At 70.7% G+C, this 18,208-nt stretch carries 4 protein-coding genes (1 of these 4 cut by a window edge); all 4 read left to right on the forward strand.

Annotated features, from left to right (window positions below; translation table 11 throughout):
- Tightly spaced (each overlapping or abutting the next), the 4 genes in view from ACFYTT_RS23480 to ACFYTT_RS23495 form a layout consistent with a single transcriptional unit that may run on beyond the window.
- Entirely contained in the window at positions 1–9,924 is a 9,924-nt protein-coding gene (locus tag ACFYTT_RS23480; RefSeq protein ID WP_387262200.1) for an amino acid adenylation domain-containing protein, read from the forward strand.
- Complete coding sequence (locus tag ACFYTT_RS23485) at positions 9,921–11,168, forward strand: ACP S-malonyltransferase (RefSeq protein ID WP_387262203.1); 1,248 nt, start codon at positions 9,921–9,923, stop codon at positions 11,166–11,168. The genes ACFYTT_RS23480 and ACFYTT_RS23485 overlap by 4 nt, the downstream gene beginning before the upstream one ends.
- Positions 11,165–15,757: an SDR family oxidoreductase gene (locus ACFYTT_RS23490; RefSeq protein WP_387262206.1), complete on the forward strand. Its 4,593-nt coding sequence runs from the start codon at positions 11,165–11,167 to the stop codon at positions 15,755–15,757. Before ACFYTT_RS23485 ends, ACFYTT_RS23490 begins: the two co-directional genes overlap by 4 nt.
- Positions 15,754–18,208 carry the 5' portion of an SDR family NAD(P)-dependent oxidoreductase gene (locus tag ACFYTT_RS23495; protein WP_387262209.1) on the forward strand. Its footprint extends 2,243 nt past the window's final position, so 2,455 of the gene's 4,698 nt are visible here — the first part of the coding sequence; its start codon is at positions 15,754–15,756; its stop codon lies beyond the right edge, outside the window. Before ACFYTT_RS23490 ends, ACFYTT_RS23495 begins: the two co-directional genes overlap by 4 nt.

Raw genomic sequence — 18,208 nt, forward strand, 5'->3', positions numbered from 1 at the left:
GTGACCATTCCCTGGATCCTCAGTACGCCGAACGAGCAGGCGCTGCGCGATGTCGCCGGGCGGTTGCGTGACCTCGTCGAGGAGTGCGCCGCCGACCCCTGGGACGTGGGGCGCACGCTGGCGGCCCGCCCGTCACAGGCGCACCGGGCCGTGCTGCTGGGCGGCGGCGACAGCCTCGTGACGGCGGTACGGCTGCTCGCCCAGGGGTGGCCGAGTCCGCACGTGGCGCGGGCGACGGCGGCGGACGTGACCCGCCCGGCGTTCGTCTTCCCCGGCCAGGGCGCGATCTGGCCGGGTATGGCGGCAGAGCTGCTCGACTCCGCGCCGGTGTTCGCCCGGCGCATCGGGGACTGCGCCGACGCGCTCGCACCGCACGTGGACTGGTCGCTGGTCGACGTGCTGAGGTCGGACTCCACGGACCTGTACCAGCAGACCGACGTCGTGCAGCCGGTGCTGTTCTCGATCATGGTCGCGCTCGCCGAGTTGTGGCGTTCGCACGGTGTCGAGCCACAGGCGGTCGTGGCGCACAGCATCGGCGAGGCTGCCGCCGCCTGCGTGTCCGGGGCACTGTCGCTGGACGACGCCGCGAGGACCGCCGTGCTGTGGAGCCGGGCCCAGTCGACGCTGGCCGGCCGAGGCGGGATGGCCGTGGTGGCGTTGCCGGTGCACGAGGTGACCTCGTGGTTCGCCGAGCACGGCCACGACGTCGACGTCTCCGGCCTGATGGCACCCCGCACGGTGGTGGTCTCCGGTGACAGCGCGGTGCTCGCGCTCGCTGCCGAGCAGTTGCGCGCCGCAGGCGTCTACGCGCACGTGACATCCGTGCCGCTGGCCGCGCACTCGCCGCGCGTCGAGGAGGTGCGGGACACCGTGCTGACCTCGCTCGCCTCGATCAGCCCGCGCACCTCGGACATTCCGTTCTACTCCGGCATGACGGGTGGGGCCTTCGACACCGCCGGGCTGGACGCGCAGTACTGGTATCACAACCTGCGTCGACCGATGCTCTTCGAGAGCGCCACGAGGGCCATGCTGGCCGACGGCTATCAGGCTTTTGTCGAGCTCAGCGCACACCCGGTGCTGACCCTGGCCATGCGGCAGACCGTGGAAGCCGTCGGCACGGCGGTGCCGGTACTCCACTCCCTGCGTCGCGACGGGCAGCGCATGGATCACTTCCTGGCCTCGCTCGCCGAGGCGCACGTCCAGGGTCTCGCGGTGGACTGGGAGCCGGTGTTCGCCGGGCGCGGCCGGCCGATCGACCTGCCCGACCTGGACCTGCCCGGATCGGCCGGAGCCGGCGCGGACGTCGCACCGGTCCGGTCGGTGGCGAGCCTGGTGTCCACACAGGTCGCGGGCGTGCTCGGTATCGGCCCGGAACTGGCCCAGGACGACCACACCAGGAGCCTGTTCGAGCTGGGCTGCACGTCGGTGCAGCTGATCGAGCTCCAGAGCGGGCTGGCCAGGGAACTCGGTGTCTCGCTGGAGAGCACGTTCATCATCGACCATCCCACCGCGCACGCGCTCACCGACGAGCTGACCCGCCGGGTCGAGCGGGGACGCGCACCGGCCGAGGCGCGCGCCGCCGCCCCGGCGTCGACGGGGTCGTTCTCCACGGAGCCCGTCGCGGTGGTCGGCATGGCGTTCCGGCTCCCCGGCGGGATCGGCACCCGGCACCAGCTCTGGGAGACGTTGAGCGGCAAGGTCGACGTGGTGCGGGAGGTACCCGCCGACCGGTGGTCGCACAGCGACCTCGACACCAGCGAGGTGACCACCACCCAGGGCGGCTACCTCGACCAGGTGGACCAGTTCGATCCGCTGTTCTTCAGCATCTCGCCCGCGGAAGCCGCGTCGATCGACCCGCAGCAGCGCCTGCTGCTGGAACTGACCTGGGAGGCGCTCGAAGACGCCGGGATGAACCCGGTGACGGCGGGGCAGGACCGGCGCGTCGGCGTGTTCGTCGGTATCTACAACAACGACTACGCCCAGGTCGGCAAGAACCTCGGGCACCCGGCGGAGCGGTACACCTACACCGGGAACATGGCCAACTCGGCGGCCGGGCGGATCTCCTACAGCTACGGCTTCGACGGTCCCAGCCAGGCGATCGACGCGGCCTGCGCCTCCTCGCTGTACGCGCTGCACCAGGCCGGACGGGAACTGCGGCAGGGCGGCTGCGACATGGTCGTCGCTGCGGCGGTGAACCTGATCCTCAGCCCCGAGGGGCACGTGTCGTGGTCGCGCCTACAGGCGCTGTCCCCGACCGGGCGGTGTCGCAGCTTCGACGACGGGGCCGACGGCTACATCCGCAGTGAGGGCGGAACGGTCGTCATCCTCAAACGGCTCTCCGACGCCGAACGCGACGGTGACGACATCCTGGCCGTGATCAGCGGGTCGGCGATCAACCACAACGGCCAGGGCGGTGGGTTCACCGTCCCGAGCGGGGCCGCCCAGCAACGGGTGGTCGAGGCCGCGATGGCCGAGGCGGGCGTCGGGATCGAGGACGTCTCCTACGTCGAGGCCCACGGCTCGGGCACGCCGATCGGCGATCCGCAGGAGCTCAACGCCCTGGCCCGGGTCTTCGCCGGCCGGAGCGGCAAACTGCGCGTCGGCAGCGTCAAGTCCAACCTCGGGCACCTGGAGTCCGCGGCGGGTATGGCGGCGCTGTGCAAGGTGATCGTGTCGATGCAGCACGGCCGCCTTCCGGCCACCCTGCACTTTCGCGAGGGCAACCGCCTGATCGACTGGGACGCCGTCCCGATCGAGGTGGTGGCGGACGAGATCGCGTGGCAGCCGGCCGGCGGCCGGCGGCGTGCCGGGATCAGCTCCTTCGGCATCAGCGGCAGCAACGCCCACATCATCGTGGAGGAGTACGAGCCGACGTCGCGCCGCACGTCGTCGACGCCCGGTCTGCCGCGCCTGCTGCCCGTCTCGGCGAAGTCGGACGCGGCGCTGCGCGCCGCCCTGCGGACCCTCGGCGAGTGGAGTGCCGACACGACCGCCGACCTCGCCGACATCGCGCACACGCTGGGCACGCGGCGGGCGGGTCTGCGACACCGGGCGGCACTGGTCTGCGACGCCGTCACCGACATCCCGGGTGCGGTCGAGGCGGTGCTGGCCGACGGGGGCGTGCGTGACCAGGCGGACCCGGGACAGGTCTTCGTCTTCTCCGGCCAGGGTACGCAGTACCCGGGCATGGCGCGGGAGCTGTACCAGCACGCCGACCTGTTCCGGCGCGAGTTGGACGAGATCGACCGGGTGTTCCGGCGGCTCGGCGACGTCTCCCCGATCGAGGCGATGTTCGGTGACGACGAGGCGTCGTTCCAGTCGCCGCGGCACACCCAGCCCATGATCTTCGCGGTCGGGTTGGCGCTCGCGCGGTACTGGCAGGCGCTCGGCGTCACGCCGTCGGCTGTGATCGGCCACAGCATCGGCGAGTACACGGCCGCCTGCTTCGCCTCCGTCATGAGTCTCACGCAGGCGGTCGACCTGGTGACCCGCCGGGCGCGGGTCGTGGCGGCCTCGACCGGCGACGGCTCCATGGCGACGCTGCTGTGCTCCCGGGAGCGGGCGGAGCAGCTGCTGACCGACTATCCCGACGTCTCCGTCGCCGCCGTCAACGCTGCCGAGAACACCACCGTCGCCGGGTCCGCCGAGAGCATGGCCGAGGTGTTGAGGGCCGCCCGCAGACAGCGGATCTTCACCGAGCGCCTGGACGTCTCACACCCGTACCACTCGGTGCGGATGGCTCAGGCCGCCGACGACCTGTACGCGCAGATCCGGCACCACGAGTTCGAGCATCCGGCCATCCCGTGGATCTCGACGCGCACCGGTGGGCCGGTCACGGCGGACGCGCCGATCGACGCGTCGTACTGGAGCCGGCACCTCGTCGAGCCGGTCCTGTTCCAGGCGGCCGTCGGGGTCGCGATCGCGCGCGGCTCGCGGGTCTTCGTCGAGATCGGCGCGACGGCCACGGTCGGCGGTCTGATCGCGCAGGAGTTCGCGGACGCCGCCATCGTCGTTCCGAGCCTGCGCAAGGGGCGCTCCGATTGTCGGCAGCTGCTCGAGAGCGCGGGTGAGCTGTGGCGGCTGGGCCGGTCGCTGGAGTTCGGTCGGCTGCCCGGCGCGGCGGGCGGCCTCGTCCGCGACCTGCCGCGTACGCCCTTCGACCGGCAGCGGATCTGGTATTCCGACCGCGCCGGAGACCCCATCGCCGTGGCGCGGCCCGCCGTCGCCGAACCGGAAAGGACCGGTGTCCAGCGGATGGCCGATCGAGGACCCGTCCTCACGTTCGTCAAGCAGTGCGTCAGCCAGGTCACCGGGGTCGGCGTCGACGCGATCGACGAGTCGGTGCACCTGTTCGCGCTGGGAGTCGACTCCCTGATGCTCGTCCAGTTGGGCAAGCGCGTCGAGGCCGAGTACACCGTCGAGATTCCGATCAAGGCGTTCTTCGAGTCCCTCTACACGCCGGGTCTGCTGGCCGACTTCGTTCTCGAACAGCGGCCCGCCGAGGTGACGCCGGTGCCGTCGGCGGAGCCCGTGGCCGTCGCGCTTCCGGAACCGCGGGCCGCCGCCGCGCCGCCGGCCGAGATCCGCGGTCGACTCGACCCGGCCGGCACACCGGCGCGCGGAGTCGAGGACCTCATCCGGCAGCAGCTGGAGATCATGCAGCAGCAGCTGGCCGTGCTGTCGGGGGTGCCCTCCGGCACGCCGACGCCGACGCCGGTCGTCCCGGAGACGACGGCACGCCGCGCGACGCCCGTCTCCCGCAAGGTCGGCTCGTACAGCAACAACATCGAGCTCAGTCAGGACCGGCTCACCGACGAGCAGAGCGCGTTCATCCGCGACTTCGTGGCGCGGTACACCGCGAGGACACCCACCTCCAAGGTGTATGCCGGGCAGCACCGCGAGGTGTTGGCGGACTGGATCGCCTCGCTGAACTTCAACCCGAGTATCAAGGAGACGGTCTATCCGGTCGTGTCGGCCCGGTCGCGCGGGGCGACGTTCTGGGACGTGGACGGCAACGAGTACGTCGACACCGCGATGGGTTACGGCGTGCACTTCTTCGGCCACCAGCCCGACTTCATCCTCGACGCGATGCGGGACCAGCTCGACCGGGGCTACGAGCTCGGCCCGCAGAACATGGTGGCGGGTGAGGTCGCGGCACTGGTCCACGAGATGACCGGCGCGGAGCGGGTCGCGTTCTGCAACACCGGTACCGAGGCCGTGATGGTGTCGGTGCGCCTGGCCCGGGCCGTCAGCGGCCGGGACAAGGTGGTCAGGTTCCTCACCTCGTTCCACGGCAGCTACGACGCGGTGCTGGCCGAGGCCGACGGCGAGGAGAGCATTCCCACCTCGATCGGTATTCCGCAGTCGGCGGTCGACGACACGATCGTGCTCACCTATGGCAGCGCCGAATCGCTGGACCGTATCCGGCGGCACGGCTCCGAGCTGGCCGCCGTGCTGGTCGAGCCGGTCCAGTCGCGCAACCCGACGTTGCAGCCCACCGAGTTCCTGCGGGAGCTGCGCGAGATCTGCACCGAGTACGGCATCGCGCTGATCTTCGACGAGATGATCGTGGGCTTCCGGATCGCGCTGGGCGGCGCGCAGGAGCACTTCGGCGTCGAGTCGGACATGTCGCTCTACGGCAAGCTCGTCGGAGGCGGTATGCCGATCGGCATCATCGCGGGCCGCAGCAGGTACCTCGACGCCGTCGACGGCGGCGCGTGGTCGGACGTGGACGACTCCAAGCCGGCGGTCCCCACGACGTTCTTCGCCGGGACCTTCTGCAAGCACCCGTTGACGATGGCCGCGTGCCGGGCCGTGCTGTCCTATCTGCGCGAGCACGGCGCCACCGCACTCCCCGCCGTCAACCGGCTCACCGCCGACTTCGCCCGTCGTGTGAACGACTACTTCGACGCGGAGGAGGTGCCCCTGAAGGTGACGCACTTCGCGTCACTGTACAAGTACGAGACGGTCGTGCCGCGCGACATGGGGCACATGTCGTTGACGCTGAACCTGTTCTTCAAGCTCCTGGTGTTCCACGGCGTCTACGTGTGGGAACGCAGAACCGCCTACTTCTCGCTGGCGCACACCCGCGAGCATCAGGACCGCATCTTCGAGGCCATCCGCGCCAGCGTCGAGGCGCTGCGCGGTGGGGGGTTCGACTTCCGGCGGTCGACGTCGACCGCGCCGCGTGGCCTGCCCGTCGGCGCGCCCCGGGGCACCGATCTCACGCCGCTCGACCCCACGGCGGTGTCCGAGCAGGAGAAGCGGGTCTACGTGCTGTCGCGGATGCGCGGCGGTAACGAGGCGTACCAGATCCTGGCCGGCCTGCGTTTCGACGGCGCCCCCGACCGGGAGCGGCTCGCCGAGGCGTTCCGGGCGATCGCCGACAAGCACGAGAAGCTGCGCGGCTACTACGAGATCGACGCGACCGACATCAAGGCCCGCGTCGCGGCGGAGGTCACCCCGGAGTTCCACCTCTTCGACCACACGCGCGAGCCCGGACTGCGCGCCGAGGACGTCGTCGCGGTGATGAACCGGCCGTTCGACCTGGCGACGCCGCCGCTGTGGCGTTACGGGATCGTCGTCGACGAGGACGGCGTCCACCACCTGCTGCTCTCGCTGCACCACATCATCGCCGACGGCGGGTCGATCGACATCCTCCTCAACGACCTCGCCGAGCACCTCGGGCGCGGCGAGCTGAGCCCGGTGCGGTCCGACGGCTACCCGGCGTTCGTGCGGCAGCAGGCCCGCTCCGTCGGCCTGGCCTCCTACCAGGAACACCGGCGATGGTGGCTGCGCGAGTTCGAGACCGTCCCGCCGCCGCTGAGCCTGCCGACCGACTCCCCGTACCCGCTGGTCAACGACTTCCACGGGACGCACCACTACTTCCGCGTCGACGACGCGCTGCACCAGGCGGCGAAGGCGGTCATCGAGCGGCACCGCACCACCCCGTTCATCTTCTATCTGTCGCTGTGGTCGGTGCTGCTGGCCAACGCCGCCGACACCGAGGACCTGTGCGTGGGCGTCCCCCTGGACCAGCGGATCATCGGCGCGTACGACGACACCGTCGGCATGTTCGCCCAGTCGCTTCCGCTGCGTGTCCGTACCGCCTCGGACGCCCGTCTGCCGGACCTGCTCCACGCGGTGCGCGACACCAGCCTCGCCGCCGTCGAGCATTCGCCCTACTCCTACGACGTGCTGGTCCAGGAGTTGGACCTCGACCGGGACTTCGGACGCAACGCCCTGTTCGACGTGATGTTCACCTTCACCAACGCCCGCGAGCGCGTGCGGCGGTTCGGTGACGTGAGCGCCACGTCGGAGGACTTCGGGGTGCCCCGCTCGATGTTCGCGCTCGCCCTGGAGCTCACCGAACGCGACGGTGGCCTCTTCGGCGACCTGAACTTCTCCAGCGTGTACGGCGAGCGGCGGATGACCGAGCTGGCCGAGCAGTTCGTGCACCTGATCGCCCAGGTCGTCCGGGAGCCGGACCAGACGCTCGGGGAACTGTCCCGGTTGGACGACGAGACGCGGGACCGGCTGTTGACCATGGGCACCGGACCGGTCGTGGTGGACCTGCCGACCCTTGCCGAGGCGTTCGACACGGCGGTACGCGAGCACGCGGAGCGGGCCGCGCTCCGGTTCCGTGGCGCGGAGGTCAGCTACGCCGAGCTCGCCGAGCGGGTGAACCGGTACGCCGGTCTGCTGCGCGAGCACGGCCTCGGTCAGGGCGATCTGGTCGGGCTGCTGCTGCCGCCGACGCCCGAACTGGTCACGCTGATGCTCGCGGTCAACCGCATCGGTGCCGCGTGGCTTCCGATGGACGTCAAGGACCCGGCGAAGCGGCTCCGGCTGGTGATCGACACGGCCGAGCCCACGAGGGTCGTCTGCGCCGAGGAACTGGCCGTCGCGGTGGGACTCGGTGACCGTGCGCTGCACCTGCCGGCGGACATCCCGGCCGGTCCGACGCCGCCGGTCGGGTCGCCGGGCGGGCCGGACGACCTCGCGTACGTGATCTTCACGTCCGGGTCGACCGGAACGCCCAAGGGCGTCACGGTCACGAACGGGTCGTTGGCGAACTTCCTCGTCGGGATGCCCGAGGCGCTCGGATGGGCGGATCGGAAGGTGGTGGGCTGCCTCACCACCCCGTCGTTCGACATCCACCTGCTGGAGACGCTGTTGACCCTCACCAGCGGCGGCACGGTGGTGGTGGCCGGTGAGTCGGAGGTCCGTACGCCGGCGGACATCGCCGAGTTCGTCGCGGCCAACGGTGTCGAGCACCTCCAGATGACGCCGACCCGGTTGCGTCTGCTCTGCGCCGACCCCGAGGCGGCCCGCGCCACGCTGGCGCGGCTGGACAAGCTCGTCGTCGGCGGTGAGGCGTTCCCGGAGGACCTGCTGCCCCGGTTGCGGGAGCACCGGTCGCTGGGTGTTCACAACGTCTACGGCCCGACCGAGACCTGTATCTGGTCCAGCGTCAAGGACCTCACCGGGGACGACGCCACGGTCACCATCGGCGTCCCGATCGCCAACACCACGATGTACGTGCTGGACGACAACCTCCGGCTGGTGCCGGAGGGAGTGACCGGGAACCTGTGGATCGGCGGGCTCGGTGTGTCGCCCGGGTATCTGCACCGGCCCGAGTTGACCCGCGAGCGGTTCCTTGCGAACCCGTTCGGGGACGGCAGGATCTATCTCAGCGGCGACCGCGCGCGGTGGCAGGACGGCGAGCTCCACTGCCTGGGTCGGGTGGACGACCAGGTCAAGATCCGGGGCTACCGGGTCGAGTTGGGTGAGATCGAGTTGGCCATCACCGGGCACGAGCTGGTGACCGGCGCGGCGGTGATCGTCCAGGAGTTGCCGAGCGGCAGCCAGGTCATCCGCGCGTTCTACCAGGTACGCGAGGGCGGCTACCTGGCACCGGAGGCGCTGCGGAACTGGCTGACCGAGCGGCTGACCGACTACATGGTCCCGGCGACCCTGGCCGTGGTGTCGGACATCCCCATGACCACGAGCGGCAAGGTCGACCGCACGGCGTTGGCGGCGCAGGCCGACGCCGGCCCGCCGGTGGAGCCGGGGCGTTCCGAGGAGCGCGGTGTCGGCGTCGCCCAGGAGTTGGTCACGGCCTGGCGCACGGTCCTCGGTGACATTCCGATCGGCGCCGACGAGAGCTTCTTCGACCTCGGCGGCAACTCGTTCAGTCTGGTCCTGCTGCTGGAGGAACTGCACCGGCAGTTCCCGGGCATGCTCGACGTGAGCGACCTGTTCGCGAACCCGACGATCGGCAAGCTCCGCAAGCTCCTGGAGTCCCGGCTCGCCGGGCAGGACTCCGACGCGCTGCTGACCGGTTTCGGGGTACGCCTGCCCGAGTCGTGGTTCACGCACGACGCCACCGCCGACGGCCGGGTCGAGGCCGTGCTGCCCGCGCGGACCAGGGCGACGTTGCGGCGGCTGCGGCGCAGCGGAGCGCGGGAGCCGGAGGATCTGGCCCACGTCGCGTTCGCCGTCGCCCTGCACAAGCTCGTCGGCACGGATGACATCTCGCTGTGCGTCCTTGACGACGACGCCCGGGTGACCGTGGTGCGGTTCGACTTCGCCGGCAAGACCGATCTGGCCGACGTGCTGGACGACTACCGGCGGCAGCGCGACCACAACGACCGGCTCGACCTGCACCGCTTCGTCGCCTGCCGGGGTGTCGACCGCACCGTCTCCGTGGCGTGCGGCAGCGCCCGGCAGTGGGAGGAGGTGGACGTCCTCCGCCACTTCGACATCGGGTACGCGATCGACGTCCTGGCCGACCCCGTCGCGGTCCAGATCGACCACGCCCGCGAGGTGGACTCCACGCGGGTCGAGCAGGTGATGGGCGGCCACCTGAAAGTCCTCGCAGTCCTGGGCCGGCCCGCCTCGAAGGAGAAGGTGCAGTCATGAAGGATCTCGTGATCGTGTTTCCGGGGCAGGGCTCCCAGTTCGCGGGCATGGGCAGGAAGTGGTTCGACGAGCACGAGAGCGTGCGGGACCGCTTCGGGCAGGCGTCCGACATCGTCGGGTACTCGCTGGCCGACCTGTGCTTCACCGCACCGCCCGCCGAGGTGACCAGGACCCGGCACGCGCAGGTCGCGTTGCTGGTGCTCAGCTACTCGATGTACGAGGTGATGGCCGCCGGGCGCAGGGTGCCGGTCTCGTACCTGACCGGCCACAGCCTGGGGGAGATCACCGCGTTGCTCGCGGCGGGCGCGCTGACGTTCGAGGACGCGGTACGCCTGGTCAAGGCGCGCGGTGAGGCGATGGAGAGCTGTGCTGCGGGCAGCGGCACCGGGATGATCGCCGTGGTGCGGATGCCGGCCGCCGACGTGGAGAAGTGCGTCGGGGACTTCAACGCGGCGGGTCACGACGTGCAGGTCGCCAACTACAACGGCGAGACCCAGACCGTGCTGTCGGGCAGCCTGGACGACCTGTTGGGCGTGACCGTCCACCTGGAGGACCGTGGGGCGCGGGTGATCAAACTCAACGTCGCCGGCGCGTTCCACAGCACGTACATGGCCGCCGCGCTGCCCGAGTACACCAGGGCGCTGGACGAGATCACGTTCGCGGAACCCGCCGTCCCGGTCTACAGCAACGTGACCGGCGAGGTGTACGAGAGCGCCGGGGCCATCCGGGAGGCGCTGGCCGTCCAGCTGACCAGCCCGGTGCGGTGGAGCGACATCATGGCGTCCCTGGTGGAGCGCAAGGCGGCGGTCTGGATCGAGGTCGGGCCGAAGCAGGTGCTGAAGAAGATGCTCACCGGTGCCGTCGGCTCGGGCGAGGTGTACAACCTGGACGAGGAGCCCGAGCGGGTCGGCGCGGTGCTCGACCAGCTCGTCGAGCTGAAGAAGCGCGAGCCGGGGCTGGTCGGGCTCTGCCTGGGAGCTGCGGCGGCCACCCGCAACCGGAACTTCGACGCCGACGAGTACCACAACGGCGTCGTCGTGTCGTACCGCAAGCTCCAGGAGCTCAGCAAGCTCGACCAGGAGTCGCTCTCCGACCGGCAGAAGCAGACCGCGTTGGACCTGCTGCTCACCATCATGGGAACGAAGCGGGTCCCCGAGGCCGAGCAGCGGGACCGGGTCGAGTCGATCGTGTCCCGGACCCGTGAGGTCGGCCTCCGGACGAACGCGGGGGCGCTCGCCACATGAGTTCCCTGCTCGATCTTGACGACCTGGACCTGACGGGACCCCCGGACGACGCCGACGTCCCCGTCACGCGCTCCAGTCCACGGCGGAAGGCCGAGCCAGTCGCCATCATCGGGATGAGCGGCCGGGTCGGCGAGGCGGAGAACCTCGACGCGTTCTGGTCGACGCTGCTGCGCGGCGAGGAAGGGTACCGGGACCTGCCGGAAGCCCGACGGGCCGACGTCGACGCCTACCTCGCCGCGCGGGGCGTCCGGCTGCCGATCGCGGCCGAGCGCTACTCCGGCGGCACCCGGCTGCCCAGCGTGTCCGAGTTCGACTACCGGTTCTTCTCGCTGTCCCGGCAGGAGGCCAAGTCGATCGACCCGAACCAGCGGATCTTCCTGGAGACCGCCTGGGCCGCGCTGGAGGACGCCGGTTACCTGAACAAGGACATCGGCGGCCGGAAGGTCGGCGTCTACGCGGGCATGTCGGCCGACTTCGGCGAGGACTACCGGGCGATGATCCAGGCGGTCAGCCCGGGGGCGCCCGAGATCGCGGTCGCCGGCAACATCAGGTCGATGATCGCCAGCCGGATCGCCTACCTGCTGGACCTGCGGGGACCGTCGCTGCTGGTCGACACGGCCTGCTCGTCGGGATTGGTGGCCGTGTACACGGCGTACCGCGCGATCCAGAGCGGCGAGTGCTCGATGGCGATCGTCGGCGCGGTCAAGACCGACCTGCTCCCGGTCGACGCCGACGATGAGTCCGGCATCGGCATCAAGGACATCCAGGACACGCTCTCCGAGGACCGGCGTACCCGGACCTTCGACCGCAGGAGCGACGGCACCAGCGCCGCCGAGGGCTGCGTCGTCTTCGTGCTCAAGTCGCTGGACCGGGCGCGGCGCGACGGCGACAACATCCACGCCGTCATCATGGGCGGCGCGGTGAACCAGGACGGGGCCTCCAACGGCATCACCGCGCCCAACGCCGACGCGCAGGCCGACCTCATCACCGAGGCACTCGCCGACTCCGGGGTCCGGGCCGAGCAGATCAGCTTCATCGAGGCGCACGGCACCGCCACCAGGCTCGGTGACCCCGTCGAGGTCAGCGGCATCCAGCGGGCGTTCTCCCGGCAGACCGACCGCAAGCAGTTCTGCGGCATCGGCACGGTCAAGACGTACATCGGCCACATGGACAACGCCTCCGGCCTTGCGGGGCTGGCCAAACTCGTCCTGTCGCTCAAGCACCGGGTCCTGCCGGCGAGCCTGCACTTCGAGGAGCCGAACCCGAACATCGCGTTCGCGCAGACGCCCGTGTTCGTCAACGACCGGACGGTGGCCTGGGCCGACGACGACCAGGAGACGTTGTTCGCCGGCATCAACAGCTTCGGGCTGAGCGGGACGAACTGCCACCTCGTGCTGCGCAGCGCGGACCCGGTCGGCGCACGGCCCGGCGGGGGCTCGCCGTCCTGCTTCCTGCTGCCGCTGAGCGCTCCCGACGCCCCGGGCCTGACCAGGCTCGCCGAGCGTTACCGCGAGGTCCTGGCCCGGCCCGAGACGGACCTCGCCGACCTCGCCTTCACCGCGTCGGTCGGCCGGTTGCACCATGGCGTACGCGCCGCGTTCGTCTTCGAGAACCGGGCGGAACTCGACGCGTTGCTGGCCCGGTTCCTCCAGGACGGCGACGTCGGTGCCGCAGGTCCGGACCTGAGCCGGGGCGCGTTCCGCCTGGTGCTGGAGCGTGGCGACAAGCGCGAGCCGCACGACCTGCTGCACTCCGAACACGACGAGCTGAACCGGGAGGCGGCGGCGACCGTCGGGGCGACCGACCGCGCCGCGCTGCGCCGGTTGGCGTCCCTCTACGCCCGTGGCGCGGAGGTCGACTGGCAGCGGGCCGCCCCGGCGGGCGCGCGCCGGACGTCGCTGCCGACGTACCCGTTCGCGCGGACCTCGTGCTGGATCGACGCCGTCGACCAGGCACGGCGGGGTCTGGTCGACGGCGCGGACGTGGTGCGCTCGCTGCACCGCGACATCGTGGTGTGCCGGCTGACCCCCGAACGCTTCTGGGAACTGGCCGAACACCGCATCCACGGGGTCAGCGTGCTGCCCGGAACCGGGCTGGTCGAGATGGTCGTGACGTCGGCGCGGCGGCTCGGCCTGGCCGAATCGGCGGTGACGCTGCGCAACGTCCTCTTCGCCACGCCGCTGGCGGTGGCCGACGGCGAGGAGAAGGAGGTGCACGTCATCTTCGAGAGCGCGGGCGACCTCACCGCCGTCACCATCGCCAGTCGGGGCGTCGACGGTGAGTGGGTGGAGAACGCCCGCGCCGACCTGGTCCGCGACGCCGTCGTCGAGCCGGTCGCGACGCTGGACGTGGAGGGCCTGCGGCGGCGGTTGGACCGGCCGCTGCGGGAGCCGGAGGGTTCCGATCACGCGAAGGGGCTGGACGTCAGCGAGCGGTGGACCGCGACGCTGGGCGCCGGGCACGCCGACGCGGAGTCGACCGAGCTGTTGTACGAGTTCGCGCTGCCGTCGCGGTACCGGTCCGAGCTGTCGGACTACGTCCTGCACCCCTCGCTGTTCGACACCGTCATCAACGCGCCGAGCAACGTCTACGACCAGGAACGGCTGTATCTGCCGTTCTCCTACGGGGTGCTGACCGTCCGCGACTCGCTGCCGGCCCGGGTGCTCGCGTACTTCCGTCGGCGGCCCGAGTCCGTGGCCGGTGCGTTGTACGCGTTCGACGTGACCGTGGTCGACCCGGCCGGCCGGGTGCTGCTGACGGTCGACAACTACTGCATCAAGTCGGCGGTCGACCTCGATGTGACGGGGTCCGGCGAGTACGGGTACGTCCAGACCTACCGCCGGGTCGCTTTGCCCGCGTCGCCACCGCAGGGCACCGGGACCGTGCTGCTCTGCGGAGACTTCGGCACCACGTTCACCGGCGTCCGGGATCACCTCGCAGCGTCCGGTTACGACTGCGTCCACGTGTCCGGTGTGGCCGACGCGGTCGGCGACGAGCGGCTGGGGGAGCGCCGCGAGTTCGCCTTCGGCGTGCTGGCCTGCCTCCCGGCCGAGGGCGACTCGCTGGCCGATGCCACCGGCGAGCCGGTCGAACGGGCACTGGGCCTGCTCAGGCTCATCTCGGAGCGGCAGGTCACGTTCGCCGACGGCCTGCTGGTCCTGACGCACAACGCGCTGGCGGTCACCGGTGACGAGTCCGCGCTGCACCCCGGGCAGGCCGGCCTGCTCGGCATGATGCGTGTCGCGGCCCTGGAGTACAAGGCGCTCGGGATCCGGTGTGTCGACAGCGACGAGGACACCGGGCCGGTGCTGCTGGTGGGTGAGGCCACCAGTGCCGATCGGCCGCCGTTCCTGCTCTACCGCGACGGGCGTCCGTACGAACCACAGGTGAAGCGGCACCCGATCCCGTTGTCCGCCGGTGAACGGGCGCTGCCCGGTGACGAGCGGACGCCGCTGCCCGGCGGTGACGGGGTGACGGTCATGTCGGGCGGCACCGGTGACCTCGGCACCGCCGTGGCGCGGAACCTGATCCGGCGGGGCGTGCGTCGACTCGTCCTGCTGGGGTCCGACCGCGCGGCCGGCACCCGGCCGGAGTGGTCGGAGTTCGCGCGCGACCTGGACGTGTTCGAGGTGGTCCGGCTCGACCTGGGTGACCGGCAGGCGGTCGAGGCGATGGTGCGGGACCTCCGCGCGCGGCACGGCCGGATCTCCGGGGTGCTGCACCTCGCCGGGCGGCCCGGTGTCGGCTTCCTGTACACGAAGAACCTCGACGAGTTCATGGAGGTCTACCGGCCCAAGGCGCTGGGCGGGGTGCACCTGCACGAGGCGACCCTGGCCGATCGGCCCGACTACTTCGTCGCGTTCTCCAGCATCGCCGGGCTCCTGCTCAACCCGGGCCAGTCCGACTACACGGCGGCGAACCTGGTGTTGGACAGCCTGGCGCAGTACCGCGACCGCGAGCGGCTGCCCGGCCTGAGTGTCCAGTGGCCGGCGTGGCGCGAGATCGGCATCGCCCGGCGGATGGACGCGGCCGACGAGGACGAGTTGTTCCCGCCGCTGGACACCGCCGAGGCGGTGGAGCTGCTCGACGCCCTGATGAGCGCCGGTGGGCACCCGGCGGCGCTCATGCCCGGCCGGATGAGGAGGACGACCCGGCAGGCGTCCCCGGACGCCGGGCGGAGCGCGGTCGGGCGTGCCGTCGAGTTGCACGGGCTCGCCGAGTTCGGCGACCTCGAACGGGGTGTCGCGCAGATCTGGGCGGAAGCGCTCGACCTCGACGTGCTCGACGCGTACGAGGACTTCGGTGACCTCGGCGGCAACTCGCTGCTGACGGCGCAGATGTTGAAGCTCTACGACGAGCGGTACCCCGGTCTGATGGACATCACGGACCTCTTCCGCCACACCACCGTCGCCGCTCAGGTGGCCTGCCTGAAGGCCAGGCTGCACCCGGACGAGCCGGCCGCCGAAGGGCCGCCACCGGCCGCCGAGGCGGACGAGGGCGACATCGACAAACTGCTGGACCTGCTGGAACAGGGCGCGATCACGGTCGACGGCAGGCGGGGCCTTCTCGAGGGAACGGACACCAGATGAGCAGCGTGAAGGATTTCATCCTCGAGCAATTCGTCAACAAGCAGATCGACCGGGAGCGCACCAAGCGGCTGCTGCGCGAACTGTCCGAGGCGAACCTGCACGAGGACATCGCGGTCATCGGACTGGCCGGTCGCTTCGCCGAGGCCACGAACGTCGACCAGTTCTGGGACTTCCTCAAGGTGAGCCGGGACTGCATCCGGGACTATCCGCAGTCCCGCAAGGAGGACATGTACGACATCCTCCGCAACCCGTACTACGCGGAGGTCATGCTGGGTCGGCCGGTCGACGAGGCAGACCTCGACCGGCTCTACTCGGTGAGCGGTTACCTGGACCGGATCGACCACTTCGACTCGCGGTTCTTCGGCATCCCCCCGCTCGAAGCGGACTACATGGACCCGAACCAGCGCATCGCGCTCGAGGTGGCGTACGAGGCGCTGGAGAACGCCGGCTACGGCGGCGAGAGCGCGATCGGGTCGAGGACCGGGGTGTTCCTCGGCCGCGACCAGTCGAACTACTCCTACTACCGGATGTTCTCCGAGCGGCACCCGATGCAACTCTCCGGCTCGTGGGAGGGGATGGTCGCCAGCCGCATCTCCTACCTGCTGGACCTCAAGGGCCCCTGCATCATGACCGACACCGCGTGCTCCGCCGGCAGCGTCAGCGTCCACCAGGCCATCCAGTCGCTGCTGCTCGGCGAGTGCGACATGGCCCTGGCCGGCGGCATCAACCTGTCCTCCGGCGGCGAGCCGAAGACCAGTTTCCTGTCCGGCGCGACGATGGACAACGTCGTCTCCGGCGACGACAGCGTGCGCACCTTCGACGCCCGCGCGAACGGCACGCTGTGGGGCGAAGGTGCCGGCATCGTGCTCCTCAAGCCGCTGAAGAAGGCGCTGGCCGACCGCGACCACGTGCGCGCCGTCATCAAGGCATCCGCCGTCAACAACGACGGCACGTCGAACAGCATCACCGCGCCCAACGCGCTGATGCAGGAGCGGGTCATCCTCGACGCATGGGCCAAGGCGAACGTGCCGGCGGAGACGATCACGTACGTGGAGGCCCACGGCACCGGGACCGTCCTCGGTGACCCGATCGAGGTCAAGGGGCTGACCAACGCGTTCCGCCGGCACACCGACCGCAAGCAGTTCTGCGGCATCGGATCCCTGAAGACCACGATGGGCCACATGGTGGCCGCCTCCGGGTCGGCCTCGCTGGCGAAGGTCGTCAAGTCGCTCGAATCCGGCCTGTTGGCGCCCTCGTCGAACTTCGACGTGCCCAACCCCTACATCGACTTCACCGACAGCCCGCTGTACGTCAACGACCGGCTCATGCCCTGGGACACCGACGGCGAACCCCGTCGGGCCGGGATCAGCTCGTTCGGCTTCATCCGCACGAACTGCCACATGGTGCTGGAGGAGGCGCCCCGCTACCGCGCCGCGCCGCAGTCGCGGGAGCGTTACTGCCTCACGGTCAGCGCCAAGACCGAGGCGGGCCTGACCGCACTCCTCGACGGGTACGCGGCCGTGCTCGCGGACAGCCCCTGGTCGCTCGCCGACATCTGCTACACGTCCAACGTCGGTCGAGGCCACCACGAACACCGCGTGATGATCATCGCGGCGACGAAGGCGCAGTTGGCCGAGTCGGTCGACCGGCTCCGGCGGCACGGCCCCGGCACCGACGCGCAGCAGGGCATCCACCACGGCGTGCACGCCGTGGTCAGCGACAAGAGAGGCGATCTGCGTCCCGGCGACATCACCGCCCAGACCGGCAAGCGACTCTCCGACTCGGCCAACGCCACACTCGCCGAGTACCGCTCGCGGGGTGACGCCGCCGCCCTCACCGCGTTGGCCGACGCGTACGTCCGTGGCGCCCGAGTCGAGTTCGCCGAGTTCTACGCCGACGAGCCGCGTCAGCGGGTGCCCCTGCCCACCTACCCGTTCGAGAGGATCCGTCACTGGGCCAAGCCCATGCGCACGAGCGTGCGGAGCTTCGGCGCAGGCGAGACCAACTCCCTGCTGGGCACGGAGATCAGCCGCTCGGACAGCACGGTCGTGTTCGAGAACCGGCTGTCCGTCGACCGGCACTGGGTGCTCTCCGACCACCGCATCGAGCACCGGCCCGTGGTGCCGGGAACGACGTACCTGGAGATGGCGCGGGCCGCGCTGGCCGCGGTGGAGAACACCGGCAGCATGCGGTTCGAGAACGTGTTCTTCCTCGTCCCCCTCGCCGTCGAGGAGGGGGAGGAGGCGACCGTGCGTACCCGGCTGGACCGGCTGGAGCGGGGTTACTCCTTCCAGGTGGCCAGTGCGCAGGAGGGCGAGTGGGTCACTCACGTCGAGGGTCGGATCAGCCCGCTGGGTGACGCCGACCCGTTGGCGTCGGTCGACATCGAGGCCCAGCAGGCCGCCGCGATCGAGGTGACCGACCCGTACCCCACCGAGCCCGACACGGGTG

This window comes from Micromonospora sp. NPDC003816 (genome assembly GCF_042874705.1).
Lineage (GTDB): Bacteria > Actinomycetota > Actinomycetes > Mycobacteriales > Micromonosporaceae > Micromonospora.